The 22,033-nt window shown below is 71.9% G+C and carries 22 protein-coding genes; 7 read left to right on the top strand and 15 right to left on the bottom strand.

All coding sequences use genetic code 11. The features are described from left to right. Positions 1–39: 39 nt before the first annotated feature. Both DEJ14_RS00650 and DEJ14_RS00645 read right to left on the bottom strand, forming a co-directional pair. Complete coding sequence (locus DEJ14_RS00650; protein WP_111083788.1) at positions 40–3,612, bottom strand: proline dehydrogenase family protein; 3,573 nt, start codon at positions 3,610–3,612, stop codon at positions 40–42. A 79-nt stretch (positions 3,613–3,691) separates the two neighbouring features. Further along, positions 3,692–3,952, bottom strand: coding sequence for a DUF4190 domain-containing protein (locus tag DEJ14_RS00645; protein ID WP_181437374.1), 261 nt, complete (start codon positions 3,950–3,952; stop codon positions 3,692–3,694). A 153-nt stretch (positions 3,953–4,105) separates the two neighbouring features. On the opposite strand from DEJ14_RS00645, the gene DEJ14_RS00640 reads away from it, so the two are divergent. After that, on the top strand, positions 4,106–4,582 hold the full coding sequence (locus DEJ14_RS00640; protein ID WP_111083786.1) for a MarR family winged helix-turn-helix transcriptional regulator: 477 nt from the start codon (positions 4,106–4,108) through the stop codon (positions 4,580–4,582). Positions 4,583–4,905: 323 nt separating this feature from the next. On the opposite strand, the gene DEJ14_RS00635 is transcribed toward DEJ14_RS00640, so the two are convergent. The 5 genes from DEJ14_RS00635 to DEJ14_RS00615 all read right to left on the bottom strand — a co-directional run bounded on the left by DEJ14_RS00635 (position 4,906) and on the right by DEJ14_RS00615 (position 8,712). Further along, positions 4,906–5,613, bottom strand: a complete 708-nt coding sequence (locus DEJ14_RS00635; protein WP_111083785.1) for an anti-sigma factor — start codon at positions 5,611–5,613, stop codon at positions 4,906–4,908. Continuing rightward, complete coding sequence (locus tag DEJ14_RS00630; RefSeq protein ID WP_111083784.1) at positions 5,610–6,125, bottom strand: sigma-70 family RNA polymerase sigma factor; 516 nt, start codon at positions 6,123–6,125, stop codon at positions 5,610–5,612. The genes DEJ14_RS00635 and DEJ14_RS00630 overlap by 4 nt, the downstream gene beginning before the upstream one ends. After that, positions 6,122–6,811: a YceI family protein gene (locus DEJ14_RS00625; RefSeq protein WP_111083783.1), complete on the bottom strand. Its 690-nt coding sequence runs from the start codon at positions 6,809–6,811 to the stop codon at positions 6,122–6,124. The genes DEJ14_RS00630 and DEJ14_RS00625 overlap by 4 nt, the downstream gene beginning before the upstream one ends. A gap of 42 nt (positions 6,812–6,853) precedes the next feature. Further along, positions 6,854–7,897 carry a TerC family protein gene (locus DEJ14_RS00620; protein WP_111083782.1) on the bottom strand — a complete coding sequence of 348 codons (1,044 nt, stop codon included), beginning with the start codon at positions 7,895–7,897 and terminating at the stop codon, positions 6,854–6,856. A 482-nt stretch (positions 7,898–8,379) separates the two neighbouring features. After that, positions 8,380–8,712: a hypothetical protein gene (locus DEJ14_RS00615; RefSeq protein WP_146249663.1), complete on the bottom strand. Its 333-nt coding sequence runs from the start codon at positions 8,710–8,712 to the stop codon at positions 8,380–8,382. 72 nt (positions 8,713–8,784) lie between these two features. Here DEJ14_RS00615 and DEJ14_RS00610 point away from each other — a divergent pair, with 72 nt between their 5' ends. Next, entirely contained in the window at positions 8,785–9,642 is an 858-nt protein-coding gene (locus DEJ14_RS00610; RefSeq protein WP_111083780.1) for an NAD-dependent epimerase/dehydratase family protein, read from the top strand. A 32-nt stretch (positions 9,643–9,674) separates the two neighbouring features. Here the strand turns inward: DEJ14_RS00610 and DEJ14_RS00605 are convergent, their stop codons facing one another. Further along, a complete protein-coding gene (locus DEJ14_RS00605; RefSeq protein ID WP_258373148.1) occupies positions 9,675–10,691 on the bottom strand; it encodes a DNA-3-methyladenine glycosylase family protein in 1,017 nt (338 codons plus the stop codon). An 88-nt stretch (positions 10,692–10,779) separates the two neighbouring features. Between DEJ14_RS00605 and DEJ14_RS00600 the strand changes: the two genes are divergently transcribed. The 5 genes from DEJ14_RS00600 to DEJ14_RS00580 all read left to right on the top strand — a co-directional run bounded on the left by DEJ14_RS00600 (position 10,780) and on the right by DEJ14_RS00580 (position 15,199). Beyond that, the gene (locus tag DEJ14_RS00600) at positions 10,780–11,808 is read left to right on the top strand and encodes a 6-phosphofructokinase (protein WP_111083779.1); all 1,029 of its coding nucleotides are present in this window, start codon (positions 10,780–10,782) and stop codon (positions 11,806–11,808) included. A 142-nt stretch (positions 11,809–11,950) separates the two neighbouring features. Beyond that, positions 11,951–12,928, top strand: a complete 978-nt coding sequence (locus DEJ14_RS00595) for an MDR family oxidoreductase (RefSeq protein WP_111083778.1) — start codon at positions 11,951–11,953, stop codon at positions 12,926–12,928. 85 nt (positions 12,929–13,013) lie between these two features. Next, positions 13,014–13,682, top strand: a complete 669-nt coding sequence (locus DEJ14_RS00590; RefSeq protein WP_111083777.1) for a GntR family transcriptional regulator — start codon at positions 13,014–13,016, stop codon at positions 13,680–13,682. Positions 13,683–13,699: 17 nt separating this feature from the next. Continuing rightward, positions 13,700–14,485: an ABC transporter ATP-binding protein gene (locus tag DEJ14_RS00585; protein WP_111083776.1), complete on the top strand. Its 786-nt coding sequence runs from the start codon at positions 13,700–13,702 to the stop codon at positions 14,483–14,485. Positions 14,486–14,605: 120 nt separating this feature from the next. Continuing rightward, a complete protein-coding gene (locus DEJ14_RS00580) occupies positions 14,606–15,199 on the top strand; it encodes a hypothetical protein (RefSeq protein WP_111083775.1) in 594 nt (197 codons plus the stop codon). A gap of 226 nt (positions 15,200–15,425) precedes the next feature. Here DEJ14_RS00580 and DEJ14_RS00575 read toward each other — a convergent pair whose 3' ends face one another. From DEJ14_RS00575 to hemQ, 7 genes are read right to left on the bottom strand one after another with little or no spacing between them, the layout of a single operon-like run. Beyond that, on the bottom strand, positions 15,426–15,890 hold the full coding sequence (locus tag DEJ14_RS00575; protein ID WP_111083774.1) for a DIP1984 family protein: 465 nt from the start codon (positions 15,888–15,890) through the stop codon (positions 15,426–15,428). A 46-nt stretch (positions 15,891–15,936) separates the two neighbouring features. Continuing rightward, positions 15,937–17,268 carry a glutamate-1-semialdehyde 2,1-aminomutase gene (gene hemL / locus DEJ14_RS00570; protein WP_111083773.1) on the bottom strand — a complete coding sequence of 444 codons (1,332 nt, stop codon included), beginning with the start codon at positions 17,266–17,268 and terminating at the stop codon, positions 15,937–15,939. Further along, entirely contained in the window at positions 17,265–18,320 is a 1,056-nt protein-coding gene (gene hemB / locus DEJ14_RS00565) for a porphobilinogen synthase (protein ID WP_258373147.1), read from the bottom strand. Before hemB ends, hemL begins: the two co-directional genes overlap by 4 nt. Continuing rightward, a complete protein-coding gene (locus DEJ14_RS00560; protein ID WP_502868838.1) occupies positions 18,317–19,033 on the bottom strand; it encodes a uroporphyrinogen-III synthase in 717 nt (238 codons plus the stop codon). Before DEJ14_RS00560 ends, hemB begins: the two co-directional genes overlap by 4 nt. Before the next feature lie 35 nt (positions 19,034–19,068). Further along, positions 19,069–20,028: a hydroxymethylbilane synthase gene (gene hemC, locus DEJ14_RS00555; RefSeq protein ID WP_111083770.1), complete on the bottom strand. Its 960-nt coding sequence runs from the start codon at positions 20,026–20,028 to the stop codon at positions 19,069–19,071. Continuing rightward, positions 20,025–21,260, bottom strand: a complete 1,236-nt coding sequence (locus tag DEJ14_RS00550; RefSeq protein ID WP_111083769.1) for a ferrochelatase — start codon at positions 21,258–21,260, stop codon at positions 20,025–20,027. Before DEJ14_RS00550 ends, hemC begins: the two co-directional genes overlap by 4 nt. Continuing rightward, positions 21,257–22,000 carry a hydrogen peroxide-dependent heme synthase gene (hemQ, locus tag DEJ14_RS00545; protein WP_228505515.1) on the bottom strand — a complete coding sequence of 248 codons (744 nt, stop codon included), beginning with the start codon at positions 21,998–22,000 and terminating at the stop codon, positions 21,257–21,259. The genes DEJ14_RS00550 and hemQ overlap by 4 nt, the downstream gene beginning before the upstream one ends. Positions 22,001–22,033: the final 33 nt, after the last annotated feature.

Below are 22,033 nucleotides of genomic sequence, written 5' to 3'. Positions count from 1 at the left end.
AGCGCACCCGACCATTCCTGCTCACCGAGCGGCAGCCCGTCAGACGCGCAGGTCAGCGAAGTCCGCGTCGACGTCCCCGAACCGGTGCGCGGTGATGGAGACCGACTGTTCACGGATGAACGGGAGCATCTCGATCAACCCGGCCTCGACGACGGGTGCGTCGTGGATCGCGACGTCGATGCTCGCCCCGAGGGCTTCCTCGAGTGCCAGGGCGTCGCCGCCGATGAGCCGGATCCGTGCGCCGGGGCCGCCGAACGCCGTGTGCACGGGTCGGTCCTGCCCCTGCGCGAGCATGTCCCCGAGTGCGTCGACGGGTTCGTCGTCTTCGCCGCTCGTCCAGTTCGCCTGGAACACGGCGCCGGACGACGCGCGGGCGTGGAAGTCCTGGTCCGACTCGACCAGGTGGTCGACGACGTCCAGCGGCGACCGACTCGAGGCCAGCAGCTGACTGAGTGGGCCGGGCAACGGGCGGGCGGTGCTGAGCAGGACGTGGGCGCGTGCAGCCGTGGCAGCGACCAGCGCGCGGACCAGGTCACCCGCCGAGGCGTCCTCGGCCTGCCGCACGATGACGGACTGCGGTCGGTGGCGCAGCACGTTCCGCTGCACCACGAGCCCCGACAGGTCGTGCGACCCGCCGTACAGCTCCTCGCGTGCACGGACGTCGCTCAGCGCACCGGCCCGCACCTGGTCGAACTCCTCGAACGACAAGCCACTGCGTGCGGCCTCGATCACCGAGGTCACACGCGGCGGGAGCCCGTGCAGCTGGATGCTCTTGTGCACGGTGCGCGGGACCGGCTCCCAGCGGCCGAGTGTCGCGACGTACATCGGTCCGCCCGCCTTCGTGCCGGTGCCCACCGACGACCGTTTCCAGCCGCCGAACGGCTGCCGGCCGACGCCCGCACCGGTGATGCCGCGGTTCACGTAGAGGTTGCCGGCGCGCACGCTGGCGAGCCAGTCCGCCACCTCGTCGGCGTCGAGCGAGTGGATCCCCGCCGTCAGGCCGTAGTCCGTGCCGTTCTGGATCGCGATCGCCTGCTCGAGCGTCTCGGCGCGCATGATGCCGAGCACCGGGCCGAAGTACTCGGTCTGGTGGAAGTCGCTGCCCGGCCGGACGCCGTCACGGATGCCGGGTGACCAGAGCCGCCCGGAGTCGTCGAGGGCCGTCGGCTGCACGAGCCAGGACTCCCCCGGCCCGAGCTCGGTGAGCCCTTGCCGCAGGTTGCCCTCGGGCTCGGCGATGACCGGGCCGACCTGGGCGGTGGGGTCGTCGGGCCAGGCGACCCGGAGCGTGCGCGTGGCGTCGACGAGCTGCCGACGGAAGCGTTCGCTCTCGCCGACCGTGCCGACCAGGACGACCAGGGACGCCGCCGAGCACTTCTGGCCGGCGTGGCCGAAGGCGGACTGCACGATGTCCTGCACCGCGAGGTCGATGTCGGCGCTCGGCGTGACGACGATCGCGTTCTTGCCGCTCGTCTCGGCGCTGAGCGGCAGACCGGCGCGCCACCAGCGGAACGACCGCGCGGTGTCGGCCGAACCGGTCAGGATGATGCGGTCGACGGCGGGGTGCCCGACCAGGTCACGGCCGAGTTCGTCCTCGGCCAGGTCGACGAGCTGCAGCAACGAGTGCGGCACGCCGGCGTCCCAGAGCACGTCGGCCAGCAGCGCACCACTGCGCTTCGCCTCGGGTGCCGGCTTGAGGACGACTCCGCTGCCCGCGGCGAGCGCCGCCAGCACCCCACCGGCGGGGATCGCGATGGGGAAGTTCCACGGCGGCACGACGACGGTCAGGCGTGGCGGGACGTAGCGGGCACCCTCGATGTCGCCGAGGCGGCGGGCGCGCTCGGCGTAGTAGTGGGCGGCGTCGACGGCTTCGGTGACCTCGGTGTCGGCCTCGGAGAACGTCTTGCCGGTCTCCGCCGCCATCACCTCGATCAGGTCGGCGCGGCGGGTCTCGAGCTCGTGCCCGATCAGGTCGAGGAGCTCAGCACGGTCGGAGGGGTCCTGCCGCCCCCAGTTGACGCCGGCTTGGGCGGTGCGGGCCATGATCCGTTCGAGCTTGGAGCGGTCGGCCACCTTGGCCCCGCGGATCGTCTGTGCGCCGAGCTGCGAGCGCGGCACCCGGCGCAGGACGTCGAGCGCCCACGCACGGTTGGCGGGGACGGCGGGGTCGGTGTCCGGGGCGTTCCGGAACGCGTCGCGCAGCACCGGTTCGCCGAGTGCCCGGTGGCGGTCCTGGGTGCGGTGCGTCGCGTGCACCGGCTCGTCGAGTGCCGCGACCGACGCCAGGTACCGGCCGTGTTCGCGGTCGAACACGCTGGCGTCGTGGTCGATGTCGGACGCTGCGGCGATGAAGTTCTCGGGGCTCGCGCTCTCCTGCAGGCGGCGGGCGAGGTACGCGATCGCGGAGTCGAACTCGTCCGGCTGCACGACGGGTGTGTAGAGCAGGATCTGTCCGACATCGGCGCGGACGGCGTCGGCGTGCGTCGATGCCATGCCGAGCAGCATCTCGACGTCGACCGCGTCGGTCACCCCGCGACGCTGGGCGAGCACCCACGCGGTCGCCAGGTCGAACAGGTTGTGCCCGGCGACGCCGATGCGCACGGCGTCGGTGCGCTCCGGGGTCAGCGCGGCGTCGAGCATCCGCAGGTAGGCGGAGTCGGTCTCGCGTTTGCTGCCCCAGGTGGCGAGCGGCCAGTCATGCACGATCGCGTCGACGTGCTCCATCGCCAGGTTCGCGCCCTTGACGAGCCGCACCTTGATCGGAGCACCACCCCGGGCCCGGCGTTCCTGCGCCCACGACGTCAGGGACTCCAGCGCCCCGGCGGCGTCGGGCAGGTATGCCTGCAGCACGATGCCGGCCTGCAGCCCCGTGAACTCGTCACGGTCGAGCAGGGTCCGGAACACCGCGAGGGTGACGTCGAGGTCGCGGTACTCCTCCATGTCCAGGTTGATGAACTTCGCCTGACCGCCGGAGGCAAGCGGAGCCGCCGCCAGCCGGTACAACGGCACGAGCCGGTCGACGACTCGCTCGACCGTCTGGTCGAACGCCCACATCGACATCTGCGGCACGACCGAGCTGACCTTGATCGACACGTAGTCGACGTCGTCGCGGGCGAGCAGGTCCATCGTCCCCTGGAGCCGGCGGTCGCTCTCGGCGCTGCCGAGCACGGCTTCGCCGAGCAGGTTCACGTTGAGCCGGGTGCCCGGTCCACCGACCTTGGCGAGCGCCGGACCGAGCTTCGCCGTGCTCGCGTCGATCACCAGGTGGCCGGTCATCCGGCGCAGGATCCGCCGTGCGGTGGGGATGACCGCCCACGGCGCCATCGTCGCGAAGCCGCCGCCGAGCGTCACCGCGCCGCGCAGGTACCAGGCGAGGAAGTCCGGGACGTCGCGGCTGACCTGCTCGAGGTTGCGGGCGGCGACCCTGGGGTCTTCGGGGCGGATGACCTTGTCGACGAAGCTGCGCGTGAAGTCGAGGCCACGTTCGTCACGCAGGGCCTCGGCGAGACGGGCGGCACCGGCGTCCGGCTTCGCCCCGGCGGACGCCGCCAGCCACTTGCGGACCAGCGCAACGGCGTCGTCGGTGCAGTCCTGGAGGCGGGCGCTCGGCATGCTCCGATCGTATGCCGCACCTCCGACCTCACCTTGGAGCGCGCCGCACGTCGGCTCGGAACCGTCCTGGGGGATGACGTCAGCCGAAGACCCGGATCAGTTCCGGCAGCATGAGCAGCACCGGCAGCACCGTGAAGACGGAGATGACCGCGCCGACGACGATGCCCGTGATCGCGAGACCGCGTCCGGCCTCGCCCGTCCGCCGCAGCTGCGGCAGCGCGATGAGCCCCACGACGACCCCGCCGATGGGCACCACGAACCCCAGCACGAGCGCGATGATCGCCAGGGTGTTCGTCGGGCGGACCGGTGTCGTCGGCGGCTGTGCGTAGGGGTTCGTCATGCGGGTTCCTGTCTCGTCGCGCCGGGCGCTGCACGGCCCGGTCATCGTACGGGCCGGACGGATCGGTCCGCAGCGCCCCGTTCGGGTCATCCGGACGGATGAAAGGCGCGGCGACGGGGTCGGTCGGTCCCCACGGTGGATACGCTGGTCGGCATGTCGACGCAGGGCAACGATGGCCACGACTGGGCGACGTGGGACGCCTACCACGACGTCTGGCGACGCCTCGACCGAGCGCTCGACCAGGCCGTCCAGGCTGGCGCCGGCATCTCCATCCCCGAGTTCGAGATCCTGATCGGGCTGCAGCGCGAGCCGGACCACCGGCTGCGCGTCCGCGACATCGCCGCCGGCATCGGTTGGGAGAAGTCGCGCGTCAGCCACCAGGTCACACGGATGGTCTCCCGCGGCCTGGTCGGACGCGCCGACTGCCCGACCGACGGCCGCGGCAGCTGGGTGGAGATGACCCCCGACGGCCGCCGCGCGGTGCTCGCCGGCATCCGCGCGCACACCGGTGCGCTGGAAGACCTGTTCTGGAGGCCCGTGGGGACCGACGCGGACACCCTCCGGTCCGTCAGCGCGCGCGTCCAGGACGCGATCGGCCCCGACGTGTCGGACGAGGCCGTCTCGGGCTAGCTGCCCCCGCACGTCCGCCGAGGTTCCACGACTCGCCGTCCGGGGAGCGCCGAGGTTCCACGAACGCCCTCTTGCCGCGCCGAGGTTCCGAAATCTCGGAACCTCGGGACCCGGACTCGGTCGTCACGCACCGCCGCTCCGCGCGCGCCGTTCACACCACCCGCGTCCGAGGACTCCCCCGAGCGCTTCCGCCGAGGTTCCACGACTCGCCGTCCGGGGAGCGCCGAGGTTCCACGAACGCCCCTGAGCTGCGCCCAGATGCCGAGATTTCGGAACCTCGGGGACTCGGGGGCGGGCGGGGCGGGCGGGGGCTCCGCGGGCAGCTAGAGGTCGACGACGGCGAGGGCTCCCTGTTCGCCGCGGAGCCGCACCTGTACGCTCGCGATGTCGTCGCGCGGGATGTCCGTCGACGCCGACAGCCCCTTCGCGTCCTCGCCCGCGGCCGTCCACGAGCCGACGATCTGCGCGGTGCCGTCGGACCGCACCACGACGAGGTCGTACATGACCGAGCCGTCCGCTGCCCACTCCTTGCCGCCGTACGAGCAACCCCAGTCGAAGCGGGTGCCCCACTGTTCGCCGCTGACGGCCAGGTCGACGTCGAGTCCCTGGGCGCCGGTCATGTCGTAGCGGTCCGCGGTCGCCGATGCCGAGACGTCGCGTCCGGCCTGCACCGAGCCACGGTCCCCCGCCGTGCCGACGGCGAGCCCACCCAGGATGGCGGCGACCACCGCGAGCCCCGCGGTGGCGGCGACCCAGACCCGGCGACGGCGACGACGGTGTCGAACGCGGTGCGCGACGGAGGCGAGGGTGCTCTCGGAACCGGTGTCGGGCCTCCCGTCCGGTTCGGCGATCTCGATCGCCTGGTCGGCCGGCAGCTTGGCGAGCAGACCGGGCAGGCCGACCAGCTCGGCGACGGCGGCCGTGCAACGGTCGCACGTCTCCAGGTGCTGCTCGTACTCGAGCCGCTCGTCCGGGCTCAGGGACCCGAGCACGTACGCCGCGTCCCACTCTGCGTACCGGTCGTCGCTCATCGGGTCACTCCTCGTTCCTGCAGTGCGAGCCGCAGGGCTCGCAGCCCGTAGTGCAGCCGCGACTTCGCGGTGCCCTCGGGGATGTCGTGTCGTCGTGCGATCTCCGGCACCGTGTGGCCGAGCCAGTAGGCGTCCACGACCACGCGGCGGCGGTCCGGCGAGAGCGAGGCGAGCGCGTCGGCCACGACGATGCGGTCGAGCACGGCATCGGTGCGGTCCGACTCCGCGCGGTCGACGGGGTGTTCGGTGCCGAACTCCCGGCGGTTCCGGGCGGACCGGGCATCGTCGACGACCAGGTTCCGCGCGACCGTGAACAACCAGGCGCGCGCGCTGTCCGGCGCGCGTTCCAGCACCGCCGGGCGCTGCCAGGCCCGGACCATGGTCTCCTGCACGACGTCCTCGACCGCCGAGCCGTCCCGCGTCAGGTGCCGGACGTGCCGGGTGAGCGCGTCACCGTGCTCGCGGTAGAGCGTCGCGAGCAGCTCGTCGGCGGAACGACTCGTCACGGTCACTTCTGCAGGTCGAGGGAGAACTCGACGGAGCCCTTCCCGTCCACGGTGACGAAGCCGAGCGAGGGAGCCTTCACGCCGTAGTCGGCGAACGTGATCGGCACCGAGCCGGCGACCTGGACGGTGCCACCCGTGCCGACCGCCACCTGCGCGTCGGCGGTGACGGCCTTCGTGACGCCGTGCAGGTCCATCGTGCCGGTCAGGGTGACGTCCTGCGTGCTGCCGTCGAGCGCCGTCGAGACGTCGACGGGCTTGGTGAGCGTGAAGGTCGCCGTCGGGAACTTGTCCGTCTCGAGGGCGGTGTCCCGGAAGTAGGCGTCGCGCGCGGACTCGGGGGTGGTGATCTTCGCGACCTGGACCGTGACCGTCGCCGTCGCGAGGGAGCCGCCGTCGACCTCGGCGGTGCCCTCGACGTCCTTCGTGCGTCCGACCACGTTCACATCATTCCCCTGCAGCACCTCGTGCACCCGGTAGCCGGCGTACGAGGTCTTCGTGCTGGTCCAGGTGCCGTCGGCGTCCGCCGCGTCGAGGGAGGCGGACGACGTCGCCTGCAGCGAGGGTGCGGCGGCGGCCTGTCCGTTGACGGTGTTCGCGTAGATGGACGGACCGGCGATGACGGCGGCGGCCGCGATGACCACGACGCCGGTGGAGATGCCGATGATGACCTTGGTGCGTGTGCGGAGTCCCATACCCGGTCAACGAGGGGGCGGGGCGGATCGTTCAAACGGGTTTCAGTCGGAGGTGCGGGCGCGGTCCTGGTCGGCGCGGTCCTGGTCGATCGCCGCTGCGTCGTCGGTCGCGGCGGGGGTTTCTCCACGCATGCGCACGAGGCTCGCCAGCGTCGACACGGCCATCGCGGCGATGATCACGATCAAGGAGACCCACGTGTTGATCTCCGGCGCCCACTCGATGTGCTCGCCACCGTTCAGGAACGGCAGCTCGTTGTCGTGCAGTGCGTGCAGGACGAGCTTCACACCGATGAACGCGAGGATCACCGCGATCCCGTACTTCAGGTAGACGAGCCGCTCGAGCAGTCCACCGAGCAGGAAGTACAGCTGCCGCAGGCCCATCAGGGCGAAGACGTTCGCGGTGAACACGATGAACGGGCTCTCGGTGATGCCGAAGATCGCCGGGATCGAGTCGAGTGCGAACAGCAGGTCGGTGGTGCCGATGGCGATCAGCACGATGAGCAACGGGGTGAAGTGCCGCACGCCGTCGTGGGTGGTCCGGAACTTCATGCCGTCGAACGTGTCGGTGAGGCGCACGCGACGGCGGAGCAGCCGGACGATGAAGCTGTCCTTCTGGTCGTCGGCGTCGTCCTCACCGCGGAGCTGCTGGATCGCCGTCCAGATCAGCCACGCGCCGAAGATGTAGAAGATCCACGAGAAGTTCTCGATGAGCTGGGCGCCGACGAGGATGAAGATGCCGCGCAGTACGAGCGCGATGATGATGCCGAGCATCAGCACCTCTTGCTGGATCTTCTTCGGCACCGAGAAGCGCGCCATGATGATGACGAACACGAACAGGTTGTCGATGCTCAGGCTGTACTCGGTCAGCCAGCCCGCCAGGAACTGGCCCGCGGAGTCGCCACCGGCGAAGACCAGCATCAGCACCGCGAACACCAGCGCCAGCCCGACGTAGATGCCCACCCAGATGCCGGATTCGCGGAGCGTCGGCACGTGTGGGCGGCGCGCGACGATGAGCAGGTCGGCGAGCAGGATCGCGACCAGGGCTATCAGCGAGCCGACTTCGAACACGACGGGGAGCTCGGGCATGCGGAGCCTTCCTTGCTGGTGGTGAGGCGGGCCGCTTCGTGAGCGACCCGCACCAGTCTCCGGCATGATCCGGGCGGTGGCGAACCCCGGGGACTGCGTGCGGCGGACAGTCAAGCGCGACACGAACGTGCCCATGCCCCCTGGGACCGGTCCGCTGAGGCCAACCTGTCGACACGACGCATGCTGCGAGCACAGCGCTTGCTGGCCGCAGTCGCGCCGCTCCCGCCGTTGAGGGGATCGTTGCAGTCCCCTTGGAGCAGGCGTCGAGGCGTTCGCCCGCGGTGACGACCAGGCGCAGGGGGCTGCCGACCAGGAACGTCTCGACCTCTTCGGTGCCGCGCTTGCCCGTCGTGGCGAGCTGCACCGCCGAGGTGTCGATCTGGGCGGTGCGCTCCGTCTTCCGTCGGAGGTCGAGCGGACGAGCGAACATGGGGCTCCTGGGGTGCAGTGTCGGACGAAGGTCGCCTAGACGATAACCGTTCTCATCGAGACGAGACGCTCCAGGACTGCACGAAGACGCTCAGCATCCCGACGAAGGGGATGGCACCCACGGCTACCGACAGGGCAGCGAAGCAGATCGCCGGCGTCCTGGCCTCGAGACCGCGGAGCCGCACCGCCGCGACGAGCGCACCGACCGCGAACGGGAACGTCACGAGGACGGCGTACAGCGGCCACGACAACGGCGCCCACGACTCCGCGCTCTCCCCCACGGCTCCGACGGAGACGATCGAGCCGGCGACGACGAGCACGATCTCGACGACCGGGGGCAGGGAGATCGCCACATCACGCACCACCCGTCGCCGCTGCCGCCCCATGCGCCGACCCTAGCGATCCGTGATGTGCATGCCTCCCCGCCTTCCACCAACCGGCCGTGCCAAGGTCGACGGGTGCACAACAACGACACCGTCGTGATCGCCGGCTGCGGCGACCTCGGGACCGAAGCCGGCCTCCGCTTCGCGCAGCAGGGACACCACGTGATCGGCCTCCGACGCCGCGCCGAACTGGTCCCGGCCCCGATCACCGGCCGCAGCGCCGACCTGCGGCACGAGGTCCCCGAGATCCCCGCCGACACCTCCGTCGTCGTCGTGGCCTTCGCCGCGGGCAGCCGTGACCTCGACGAGTACCGCGCGACCTACGTCGACGGCCTGCGGAACGTGCTCGACGGCATCGCTGCCTCGGACGCCGATCCACGCCTGCTCGTGGTGTCGTCGACCGCGGTGTACGACGTCGACGACGGCAGCGAGGTCACCGAGGACACCCCGGCGCACGGTGCGACCCCGACCGCTCAGGTGTTGGTCGAGGCCGAGGCACTACTGCGCGACCGTGCTCCCGACGCCGTGCTCGTGCGGCTGTCCGGTGTCTACGGTCCGGGCCGCGAGCGCCTGATCGACCAGGTCCGCTCCGGTTCGGCCCGGTTGGCTCCGGGTGCCTCGCCGCACACGAACCGGATCCACCGCGACGACGCCGCCGCGGCGCTCGTGCACCTGGCAACCGTGCCGGACCCGGCGCCGACCTACCTCGGCACCGACGACGAACCGAGCCGGCTCGACGACGTGCTGCGGTTCCTGGCCGACGAGCTCGGCGTTCCCGAGCCCGTCACCGGTGACGGCGGTGCCCGGCAGTCCGGTGGTGACAAGCGCTTGTCGAACGCGCTGCTCCGGTCCACCGGCTGGGCGCCGCAGTACCCGACGTTCCGCGAGGGCTACCGCGCCGTGCTGGCCGGCGAGGGCGTCCGCCACCCCTGACGCGCCCGTAGCGGGCCGGCACGCGCGACCGCTCAGTGCCCGCGGTGGTCCTGGATCGTGAGCCGCGGCCCGAACGAGGGCTTCCGGAACCCCGAGCCGCCGATCAGCCGCACGACCCGCTCCCGGTGCCCCCGCCACGGTTCCAGCAGCTCGAGCATCCCGTCGTCGTCGACCGGTCCCCCGGTCAGCGCCCACCCGACCAGCGCCGGCACGTGGAAGTCCCCGACGCTCGGCGAATCGGGGTCGCCGTGGGAGCGCTGCGCGGTCTCGGCAGCCGTCCACTTCCCGATGCCGGGGATCGACTGGAGCCGCGCCGACACGACCGAACCGCCGCGACCGAGCGTCAGCGTCCGTTCGAGCGCCGGAGCCACACGCACCGCGCGCATCACCGTCGCCGACCGTCCGGGCTCGATGCCGGCCCTGTGCCACTCCCAGCTCGGGATCCGCGCCCACTCGTCGGCCGTCGGCGGCACGATGAGACCGTCCGGCGCGGGACCCGGCGCGGGCGTGCCGTACCGCCGGAGCAGGTACCGCCATGCGCCCCACGCCTGCCGCGAGGTCACCTTCTGCTCCATGATCGCCGGCACGAGCATCGCGACGACGGTGTTCGTCCGGAGCAGCCGGAGTCCGGGCTGCCGGTGTCGGGCGGCAGCGAGGAACGCGTGCCCGGAGACGTCGAACCCGTCCCAGTCGTCGCCGCGACCGAGCAGCTCCGGCGCATGCTCGACCGCCCACGCAGCACCGTCGCCCCACGCCGAGACCGCGATGGTGTCGCCGGCCGGCCGGATCGCAACGGCAGCGGGGCCGGTGGGCGTCCGCAGGGCGAGCCACACGACCGACCCGACCACCTTGTAGGCGGGGTCGCCGGAGCCGCGCTGCAGGGGCCGCAGGGTCGACGTGACGTTCACCGGGCCTCCCGGTCGGTACACGGTGTCGACGCGAGACGCATCGACGGACGCACCAGGAGCACCGGACGCGTCGCCGGACGCACCGGCAGACGCATCGCCGGACGCGTCGCCGGACGACGAGGCGGAGTCGAGCAGGGTCACACCGGGATGGTAATGCGCAACCACCGTCAGTCATGATGGTCGCAGTCCCCCACGACCCCCACCCGCACCACCCGACGACGGAGTTCCCATGCGCATCGGCATCCTCACCTCCGGAGGCGACTGCCCCGGTCTGAACGCGGTCATCCGCGCGATCGTCCTCAAGGGCATCGCCATCCACGGCCACGAGTTCGTCGGGTTCCGGGACGGCTGGCGCGGCGTCGTCGACGGCGACATCGTCCCGCTCGGCCGCAAGGACATCCAGGGCATCGCCAAGCAGGGCGGCACGATCCTCGGCACCAGCCGTACGAACCCCTTCGAGGGCCCGAACGGCGGCGTCGAGAACATCTCGAAGACCCTGGACCGGCACGGCATCGACGCCATCGTCGCGATCGGCGGCGAGGGCACGCTCGCCGCGGCGAAGCGCCTGACCGACGCGGGTCTGAAGATCGTCGGCGTCCCGAAGACGGTCGACAACGACCTGGGCGCCACCGACTACACGTTCGGCTTCGACACCGCCGTCGCGATCGCGACCGAGGCGATGGACCGCCTGCGCACCACCGGCGAGTCGCACTCCCGTTGCATGGTCGCCGAGGTCATGGGCCGGCACGTCGGCTGGATCGCCCTGCACTCCGGCATGGCCGCCGGTGCGCACGCGATCCTGATCCCGGAGCAGAAGACGAGCATGGAGCAGATCGCGAAGTGGGTGCGTGCCGCCTACGACCGCGGGCGCGCACCGCTCGTCGTGGTGGCCGAGGGCTTCGTCCCCGACCACGAGGACAACGCGCACACCGAGCGCGGACTCGACGCCTTCGGGCGTCCGCGGCTCGGTGGCATCGGTGAGCGCCTCGCACCCCTCATCGAGGAGATGACCGGCATCGAGACGCGCGCCACGACCCTCGGGCACATCCAGCGCGGTGGCACGCCGACCGCGTACGACCGCGTGCTGTCGACGCGGCTCGGCCTGGCGGCCATCGACTCGGTGGTCGAGGAGCGGTGGGGCCGGATGGTCGCCCTGAAGGGCACCGACATCGTGCACGTCTCGTTCGACGAGGCGCTCGGCGAGCTGAAGACCGTGCCGCAGGCGCGCTTCGACGAGGCCGCCATCATGTTCGGGTAGCCGCTCGCCGCACGCGAACCTGGCCGTTCCGGGCGTGCCTGGTCGTTTCTTCCGACCCGGTACGCCCGGTTCCGCCAGGGATCGCGCGCGTTCTGGGAAAGAACGGACCGCCGGCCGGGAGGCCCGGGGTAGCGTCCGGCGCATGACCCGCGCCGTAGTCGTGTCCAGTTCAGCCCCGCCCACCGTCGCCGACGTCGACCTGCCCGATCCGACCGAGGGCGAAGCCCTCGTCGACGTCACGTACTCGAGCGTCAACTACAAGGACGGCCTCGCCCTCGCCAGGAACCCCGGCGTCGCGCGGGTCGACCCGCTCGTGCCCGGCATCGACGTCGTCGGCACCGTGTCGGCGCTCGGACCGGGCGTGCACGACGTGGCGATCGGCGACCGGATCGTGCTGAACGGTGCCGGACTCGGCGAGACCCGGCACGGTGGTTGGGCCCAGCACGCCGTGGTGCCGTCCGGGTCGCTCGTGGTCCTGCCCGAGGCGATCGAGGACTCGTTCGCGGCGGCGATCGGCACGGCGGGGTTCACGGCGATGCTCAGCGTGCTCGCGCTCGAACGGTTCGTCGAGCCCGGTGCCGGGCCGGTGCTCGTGACCGGTGCGTCCGGCGGGGTGGGGACGGTGGCGATCGCCCTGCTCGCCGCGCGCGGGTACGAGGTGACGGCCTCGACCGGCCGGAGCACCAACGAGGCCTCGCTCCGACGCCTCGGCACGACCGAGGTCGTGGACCGGGGTGCCCTGTCCGAGCCCGGCAAGCCGATGCAGCGTGCCGCGTGGGCCGGGGCGGTCGACAGCGTCGGCGGGGCCACCCTCGCGAACGTGCTGGCCGGCACCCGGTGGGGTGGAGCCGTCACGGCGTGCGGGCTCGCGCAGGACTCCGCCCTGCCCACGACGGTGCTGCCGTTCATCCTGCGTGCGGTGTCGCTGCTCGGCATCAACTCGGTGGACGCCCCGCTGGAGCTCCGGCGTCGGGCGTGGGAGCGGTTGGCGACCGACCTCGACCCGGCGCTGCTGGCGGGTGTCACGCGGACGATCACACCGGAGCAGGCCATCGAGGTCGGCGCGGACGTGGTCGCCGGGCGCGTGCACGGTCGGACGGTGGTCGACCTACGGGGCTGAAATACTCCTGTACCACAATTTCACAAGCGCTTGCAAATTGACACGTTAGGATTCCAGTACCGAGTCCGATGCACGAGGAGATGACATGCCGGTCCCGAAGTCCACGGTCGAGAACTCACCCCGCAAACTGCTCCGCGACGTCGTGTACGAGAAGATGCTGGCAGCCCTCCGCGACGGCACGCTCCAGCACGGCGAGCGCCTGAACGACGACGAGCTGGTCCAGTGGCTCGGAGTCAGTCGCACCCCTATCCGCGAGGCGATCGCGAAGCTCGTCGACATCGGCCTCGTCGAGATGGAAGCGAACCGGTACACCCGCGTCGCCACCCCCACGTTCGACGACTGGGTGACCGCGACCCGTGCCACGGCCGGGTTCTTCGAGCTCAGCCTGCGCTGGGGCGTTCCCGAGTACGACGACGCGGACGTCGCGGCGATGCAGAAGCTGCTCGACCGTGCCGACGGACTCCGCAAGGTCCGCGACCTCGGCTTCAGCGGCGCCGTGACCGACATCATCGAGTTCGCCATCGCCCACTCCGGCAACCCCCTCGTGCAGGTCGCCGCCGAAGGTGCGCTCGAGCGTGTCCGCTTCACGCTCAACCCCACCCCGGCGTTCGAGCAGTACGGTTCCGAGGCGTTCTTCTCGATCCTCGGCGAGGCACTCGACGAGCGCGACGGCGAGACGGCCGCCGAGGCCGGGCGTGCGCTGACGCGGAACTTCGAGCAGCACATCGAGTCGGTCCGCTCCGCACGGAGCTGACGGGCCAGGATGGATGGGTGACCGACGTCCTGATCAACGCCACCGGTGTCCGCGTGACCCGGTCCGGGCGCGACCTGCTGCACGACGTCGACCTGACGGTCCGGCGCGGTGAGCACTGGGCGCTCCTCGGACCGAACGGCGCCGGCAAGTCGACGCTGCTCGCGGTGCTCGGAGCAACGGGCCACCCCACGGCGGGCACGGTCGAGGTGCTCGGCCGGCGCCTCGGACGCGTCGACGTCCGGGAGCTCCGCGAGCACATCGGCCACGTCGACCCGCGGCACCGGATGCTCTCCCCGCTCACCGTGCTCGAGACCGTGCTGACGGGCCTGACCGGCACGACCGACCTCATGGTGCGGTGGGAGCCCACGGCCGCGCAGGTCGCACTGGCCGAGCAGCACGTCGCCGACGTCGGGCTCACCGCACGACGCGACGCACGCTGGCCCGTGCTGTCCCAGGGCGAGCGCGGACGGACCCTCATCGCACGGGCGCTGATGTCCGAGCCGCAGTTGCTGCTGCTCGACGAACCGGCGACCGGGCTCGACGTCGCCGCGCGCGAGCACCTGCTCGAGACGGTCGACGCCCTGCGGCACCGGCACCCCGAGCTCGGCAGCGTCATGGTCACGCACCACCTCGAGGACCTGCCGGTGTCGACCTCGCACGCGATGCTGCTCCGCGACGGTGCCGTGGTGGCACAGGGCACGGCGGACGAGGTCATCACGTCGTCGGCGGTGTCGCACGCGTTCGACTTCCCGCTCGCGATCCTGCGCTCCGAGGGGCGCTGGGCCGCACGCCGTTCTGCCTGACGCGTTACGGCCGTACCGCGCGTGCTTGAATGGTCCCTCAGGTGTCTGCGGTCCGTGTCGGGGAGGGACCCGACGCCGGACGACGGTGTCAGGCCGCGCACTGCAACGAGGGGGAACACCATGACGAACACGCCGCCGCCCTACCCGGGGTCCGAGCCGCAGCCGAACGCCGGCCCGCAGCAGCCCGGCCCGCAGCAGCCGGGCCAGCAGCCCTGGGCGCAGCAGCAGCCCGGCCAGCAGCCGTACGCGCAGCCCGCTCCCGCCGGTGCTCCGTACGCCCCGCCGCCCAAGCAGTCCCGTGGCAAGCGCGTCCTCATCTCACTGCTCGGCGTCGTCGTCGCCGTGGTCGTCGCGTTCCTGGTCCGCCAGGCGCTCACCGCCGCGTTCAGTGACTCGACGGAGGAGAAGGTCTCGAAGGCCGTCGTGCAGATCCGCGAGCAGAGCGACCTGCCGAAGCAGGTGGACTCGGTGACGTCGTGGACGGGCGTCGAGGCCGAGGGCAACGCGATCCACTACGACTACACGGTGTCGTCCAGCGTCGACCCGGCCTCGATCACCGAGAGTGCCATCCGCGACTCGGTCGGCCCGACGCTCTGCTCGAACAGCGACACGAAGGACCTCCTCGACGAGGGCGTCGACATGCGGTACACCTACGCGTTCGACGGCACCTCGAAGACGCTCGACACGACCTTCACCAAGGCCGACTGCTCCTGACCCGTCGAGGGTGGGGCGGTGCTGTCCCCTGTCCCGCCCTCGTCGGTCCGGTCGGTACGCGGTTGTGCGTGGTGCGGTGTGCACCGTACCTGGTGCGCCGTACTGGGCTGCGATGTGCACGGCTCTCGCCATGGCGCTGCCCACTGCGCCGACAGGTGACCGGGTTGCCCGCCGGTCATCGGGTCCGTACCCGCCCCGGTCCGTCTACCGACGCACCGCCCGCTGCTCAGTCGACCAGGGTGACCTCCCAGTTGGTGCGCTGGACGACCGCGTCGAGTTCGCGGATCTCCTTCGCCAGGGCGTCGGCCCGCGACCGGAGCTCGGCGGTCGGCAGCGCGGCGAACGTGCGGAGTTCGCTGCGGAGCTGTCGGTAGCCGCCGTTCGTGCCGGCCGTGGCGTCCGCCGCTCCGGTGACGAGCGCGTGCCGCAGCCGGAGGGCATCGCGTCGGGCGAGCAGCGCGGTGACGGTCTGCCCGGAGGCGACGGTGGTGCTGGCGTTCGTCGCGTTGATGCGGGCGAGCAGGACCTCGAGCGCGTCGATCGACCGCTCGGCCTCGGCGAGGAGCTCACGGGCGTCCTCGTCGGGCTCCTCGCCCTCTTGGTAGCTGGCGTTCGCGGCGATGCGGCCGCGCAGTTGTTCGATGCGCTTCTGCAGGTCGGCGCGCTCGATGAGGGCCTCGGCGAGTTGCATGCGGCCAGTCAACCAGCCGAGGCCTCGGCACGGCGCGCGCCGATCCCTACGCCGTCGCGGCGGCCGCTGCCCTCGCCGCGGCGGGCAGGGCGTCGAGGATGCGTCCGACGGCCCGCTCGTCGTGGGCGGCCGTGACGAACCACGCCTCGAACACGCTCGGCGGCAGGGTCACCCCGGAGTCGAGCATCGAGTGGAAGAACGGCGCGTACCGGAACACGTCCTGCGCCCGCACGTCGTCGTAGTTCCGCGGGGCGGTGTCCGTGAAGGCGAACGAGAACAGGTTGCCGGCGCGCTGCACGGTGTGGGCGACGCCCTCGGCGGACAGCGCGTCCGACGTGGCCGCGGAGATGACCGAGGCCGTGCGGTTCAGCGATTCGTACACCGACGGCGTCGCGGCCCGGAGCGTGGCGATGCCGGCGGCGACGGCGAGCGGGTTGCCGGACAGGGTGCCCGCTTGGTACACGGGGCCGAGCGGGGCGAGGAAGTCCATGACCTCGCGTCGGCCGCCGAGCGCGGCGAGGGGCATGCCGCCACCGATGACCTTGCCGAACGTGATCAGGTCGGGCTTCCAGCCGGCGCCGTCGGGGACGACCTTCGACGCCTCGAGGCCCCACCAGCCGGCCGACCCGACGCGGAACCCGGTCAGGACCTCGTCGACGATGAGCAGCGCCCCGTGCGCCTGCACGATCTGCGCGAGCGCGCGGTTGAACCCGCGCTCGGGAGCGAGCACGCCCATGTTCGCCGCGGCGGCCTCGACGATGACGCCGGCGATGCGCTCGGAGTGCTCGTCGAACGCGCGGCGGACGGCGTCGAGGTCGTTGTACGGCAGCACCAGGGTCTGCGCCGCGGTCTCCTCGGTGATGCCCGCGCTGCCCGGCAGGGCCAGGGTGGCGACACCCGAACCGGCCTCGGCGAGCAGGGAGTCGGAGTGTCCGTGGTAGTGCCCGGCGAACTTCACGAGCAGGTCGCGGCCGGTGTAGCCGCGGGCCAACCGGATCGCCGTCATCGTGGCCTCGGTGCCGGTGGACACCATGCGGAGCTTCTCGATGGGGCCGTCGCCGTCGACCGACACCCGCTGCTTCACGAGCTCGGCGAGCTCGGTCTCACCCGGGGTCGAGGCGCCGAAGGACAGTCCGCGCGCGGCGGCCTGCTGCACGGCCTCGACGGTGCCCGGGTGCGCGTGGCCCAGGATCGCGGGTCCCCACGACGCCACGAGGTCGACGTACTCGCGACCCTCGGCGTCGGTGACGTACGCGCCCTTCGCCGACACCAGGAAACGCGGGGTGCCGCCCACCGATCCGTAGGCACGGACGGGCGAGTTCACGCCGCCGGGGATCGCGTTCTTCGCGCGGCCGAACAGCTGGTCGTTCGTGGTCATTCGGGGGCCTTCCCGGTCGAGGCGATGCCGGCGACTGCGGCGGTGGTGCCGGAGGTGCGGAGGCCGGCCTCCTGGTTGAGCTTCCGTGCGATGTCGACGGCGAAGTAGGTCAGGATCGCGTCGGCGCCGGCACGCTTGATGCCGATGAGCGACTCCATCGCGGCGGCGTCACGGTCGATCCAGCCGTTCTGCGCGGCTGCCGTGATCATCGCGTACTCGCCGGAGATCTGGTAGGCCCAGACCGGCACGGGCGACGTCGCAGCGGTCTCGGCGAGCACGTCGAGGTAGCTCATCGCCGGCTTCACCATGACGACGTCCGCACCCTCGTCGACGTCGAGCGCGACCTCGCGTAGCCCCTGCCGACCGTTGGCGGCATCGATCTGGTACGTCCGCCGGTCGCCGACGAGCGACGACGACACGGCCTCGCGGAAGGGGCCGTAGAAGGCGGACGCGTACTTGGCCGCGTAGGCGAGCAGCGCGGTGCCGGTGTGGCCGGCGCCGTCGAGCGCGTCACGCGCGGCGGCGATCTGGCCGTCCATCATCCCGCTCAGGCACACCAGTTCGGCACCGGCCTCGGCCTGCGCGACCGCCATGTCGCGGTAGCGCAGCAGGGTGGCGTCGTTGTCGACCGTGCCGTCCGCCGCCAGGACACCGCAGTGGCCGTGGTCGGTGAACTCGTCGAGGCACAGGTCGGACTGCACCACCAGGTCGTCACCGACCTCCTCCTTCGCCACGCGGATGGCCACGTTGAGGATGCCGTCGGGGTCGGTCGCGCCGGAACCGGTGGCGTCCTTCGCGGTCGGGACGCCGAACAGGTTCACGCCGCCGATGCCGACCTCCGCGGCCGACACCAGGGCGCGACGGAACGAGTCGAGCGAGTGCTGCTGCACGCCCGGCATGCTCGAGATGTCGACGGCGTCGGTCGCGCCCTCGCGGATGAACATCGGCAGCACGAGCTCGGCTGGGTGCAGACGGGTCTCGGCGACGAGCCGTCGCATCGCGGGGGTGGCGCGGAGTCGACGGGGGCGGACCTGGGGGAAACGGCCGGTCACGGGTGGCCTTCCTGTTCGGGGGCGGTGGGGTTCAGGGCCTCGACGACGGCGTCGAGCAGGGCTTCTGCGGACCGGGTGGGTCCGACGACGTCGACCGGCAGTCCAGCCGCGCGCGCGTCGGCGGCGGTTCCGGGGCCGATGCAGGCCACGAGGGTGCGGGGGTCGAGCGGGGTCATCCGGCGGGCGATCTCGCGGGCGACGCTGCCGCTCGTCACGAGCACCGCGTCGGGCACCGCGTCGAGGGTGACCGGCTCGTCGCCGGTCCCCACGGTACGGTACGCGACCACGTCGTCCACGTCGATGCTGCGGGCCCGCAGTCCGTCGACGAGGGTCGGCGCGGCGATCTCGGAGCGCGGGAAGAGCACGGTGCCGTCGGTGTCCGGCAGCGCGTCGACGAGGGCAGCGGCCGAGGCCTGCTCCGGCACGAGGTCGACGACCCAGCCCGCAGCACGCGCGGCACGGGCGGTCGGCTCACCGACCGCCGCAACGCGGACACCGGACGGGAGGCCCGCCACGCGTTCCGCGAGCACCGTGACGGCCGTCGCACTGGTCACCACCACCCACGCGTACCCGGCTACGCGGGCGACGGCACGGTCGAGCGGGCCGCCGTCGAGCGGCGGCTCGGTCGTGATGAGGGGCACGACCCGCGGGTCGAGCCCGCGCTGCCGAGCCGCCGTCGCGACGCGCTCGCCCCACGCGCCGCCCCGGGGGATGACGACGACGGGAGCGGGCGTGTCCGTGACGGGCTCTACTTCACCGAGTCGGCGAGGTCCGCCAGGTCGCCGGCACCGTTCTCGAGCAGCTCGGCGGCCACGCGGCCACCGACCTCGAGCGCTTCGGCGAGACGGTCCTGCGCGGATCCCTCGAGCACGGCAGCGTGCGACGCCGTGCGGTACTCGGCGCCGTCGGGGCTGTAGACGGTGGCGGAGACGAGCAGGAGCTCGGCGTCCACGACCGCGGTCGCACCGATCGGGGCGGAGCAGCCGGCCTCGAGCTTCGCCAGCACCTCGCGCTCGGCCGTCACCGTCAGGCGGGTCGGGGCGTGCTCGATCTTGCGCAGCGCGGCGAGCAGGTTCGTGTCGGTCTCAGCAGCGCGGGTCTCGATCGCCAGTGCGCCCTGCCCCGGAGCGCTCGGCCAGAAACCGAGGTCGAGCAGTTCGGTGGCGGCCGACAGGCGGTCGATGCGGGTGAGCCCGGCGGCGGCGAGCACGACGGCGTCGAGGTCGTCGTCCACCCGACCCAGGCGGGTGTCGATGTTGCCGCGGATGTCGATGACGTCCAGGTCGGGGCGCTTCGCCTTGAGCTGCGCGACGCGACGCGGTGAGCCCGTGCCGACCTTCGCGCCCTCGGGCAGGCTCTCGACCGTGGCGCCGTTCCGCGCGACGAGGACGTCGCGGGCGTCGGCACGCTTCGGCACGGCAGCGATCGTCAGGCCCGGGTACGGCGCGGTCGGCAGGTCCTTGAGCGAGTGCACCAGGACGTCGACCTCGCCGGCGACCAGGGCTTCGCGCAGGGCGCTGGCGAACACACCGGTGCCGCCCAGCGACGCGAGCGAGGCCCGGTTCGTGTCGCCCTCGCTCGTGACCGTGACGAGCTCGACCGGACGACCGGCCGCCGCTGCCAGGCGGTCGGCGACGTCCTGCGACTGCGCGACCGCGAGCCGGCTGGCGCGGGTGCCCAGCCGGATCGGGGTCGGTGCATCGGTCACGGTGCGACGCCGGCGGCCGCGGGCTTGAAGCCGGCGCGGACGTTCTCGCAGCAGCCCGGGCGGCAGACGTCGTACCAGGGGCCGATGTCGGTCAGGTGCGGACGCTCGCTGGTGGGGGTGCCGTTGACGCGCTCGAGCACCAGGTCGACCAGACCGGAGACGTAGGCCGGATCGACGCCGGGGGTCTGCGTGCGGACCGACCAGAAGCCGAGCTCCTGCGCGGTCTCGGTGGCTTCCTCGTCGAGGTCCCACATGACCTCCATGTGGTCGCTCACGAAGCCGAGCGGGACGATGAGCACGGCGCGGGTCGAGCCGCCCTTGAGCTCCTCGTTCATGTAGTCGTTGATGTCGGGCTCGAGCCACGGCTGCGTCGGGGGACCGGAGCGCGACTGGTAGACGAGCTTCCACGCCGGCTTGGACGTGCCCTGCAGGTGTGCGTGCTCGGGCTGCTCGAGCAGCTCCGCCCACGCCTGGTCGAGGACGACCTGCGCGACGGCGAGGTGCTGTGCCTCGTAGGCGCCGTGCTCGTCGAAGCCCCGGTAGTCGGGGCCGGACTTCGCGGCGTCGGTCGACGGGATCGAGTGGGTCGAGAACAGCACGTGCAGCTCGGTCGCGACGTCGAGCCCGTCGTTCTCGGCGATTGCCTGGGCCATGCCGTCACGGACACCGTCGACGAAGGGCCGGACGAAGCCGGGGTGGTCGAAGAACTGCCGGATCTTGTCGATCTCGATGGTACCGAGCAGTCCGGTCTCGTCGAGCACGCGCGCGTAGTCCTCGCGGTACTGGCGGCAGCTGGAGAACGACGAGTAGGCGCTCGTCGCGATGGCGATGAGCTTGTTGTAGCCCTTGTCGGCTGCCTCGGTGAAGGCGCCTTCCAGGTAGGGCTCCCAGTTGCGGTTGCCCCAGAGCACGGGCATGTCGATGCCGCGCGATGCCAGCTCGGCCTCGAGCGCGGCCTTCAGCGCGCGGTTCTGCGCGTTGATCGGGCTCACGCCGCCGAAGTGCCGGTAGTGGTGCGCCACCTCCTCCAGACGCTCGTCCGGGATGCCGCGGCCGCGGGTGACGTTGCGCAGGAAGGGGATGACGTCGTCCTGGCCCTCGGGGCCACCGAAGCCGGCGAGCAGGATCGCGTCGTACGCGGTCGGGACCTCGACGTGCTCCGGGCCGGAAGCGGCCGCGGGGGTGGCGGCGAGGACGGGCTGACCGTTCGTGATCAGGCTGGTGTCGGTCATGACAGCACCTCCGGGAGTTCGGCGGTCGTCACGCGACGACCCGTGAAGAAGGGGACCTCTTCGCGCACGTGCAGACGGGCCTCGGTGGCCCGGAGGTCGCGCATGAGGTCGACGAGGTCGACGAGCTCGGGGCTCTCGAGCGGCAGGATCCACTCGTAGTCGCTCAGGGCGAAGGTCGCGATGGTGTTCGTCAGGACGCGGCGGTACTTGGCGCCGGCGATCCCGTGGTCGCGCAGCATCTTCGAGCGCTCGTCCTCGGGCAGCAGGTACCACTCGAAGGAGCGGACGAAGGGGTACACCGTGATCCACGCCTCGGGGTCCTTGCCGCGCAGGAAGGCGGGGGTGTGCCGCTTGTTGAACTCGGCTTCGCGGTGCATCGCCATGACGTGCCACACCGGTTCGGTGTCCTGGAACAGCCCGGTGCGGCGGATCTCGCGCAGCACGGCCTGGATGACCTGCGCGTCGTCGCCGTGCAGCCAGATCATGACGTCGGCGTCGGCACGGAAGCCGGAGACGTCGTAGAAGCCACGGACGGTCACCCCGCGCTCAGCGGCGGACGCGACCACGGCGTCGAGTTCGGCCACGGCGTCGTCGCCGACGCGGTGGACCGGGCCGAGCGGCCTGCGGAACACGGCCCAGAGGGCGTACGCCGTCATGAGGTTGGGATCGATCCCCGTCGCGGGGTCGGTCTCGTGCGGAGAGGTGTGCGCAGTTGCAGGAGCGGGCGCGTCGGAACTCATGGATCCTTTGTCCTATCGGTTGCCAGGGTTGTG

It is taken from the genome of Curtobacterium sp. MCJR17_020 (genome assembly GCF_003234365.2).
Classification (GTDB): Bacteria; Actinomycetota; Actinomycetes; order Actinomycetales; family Microbacteriaceae; genus Curtobacterium.
The sequence above is the reverse complement of the archived record's forward strand: the minus strand, read 5'-3'. Positions and strand labels throughout refer to the sequence as shown.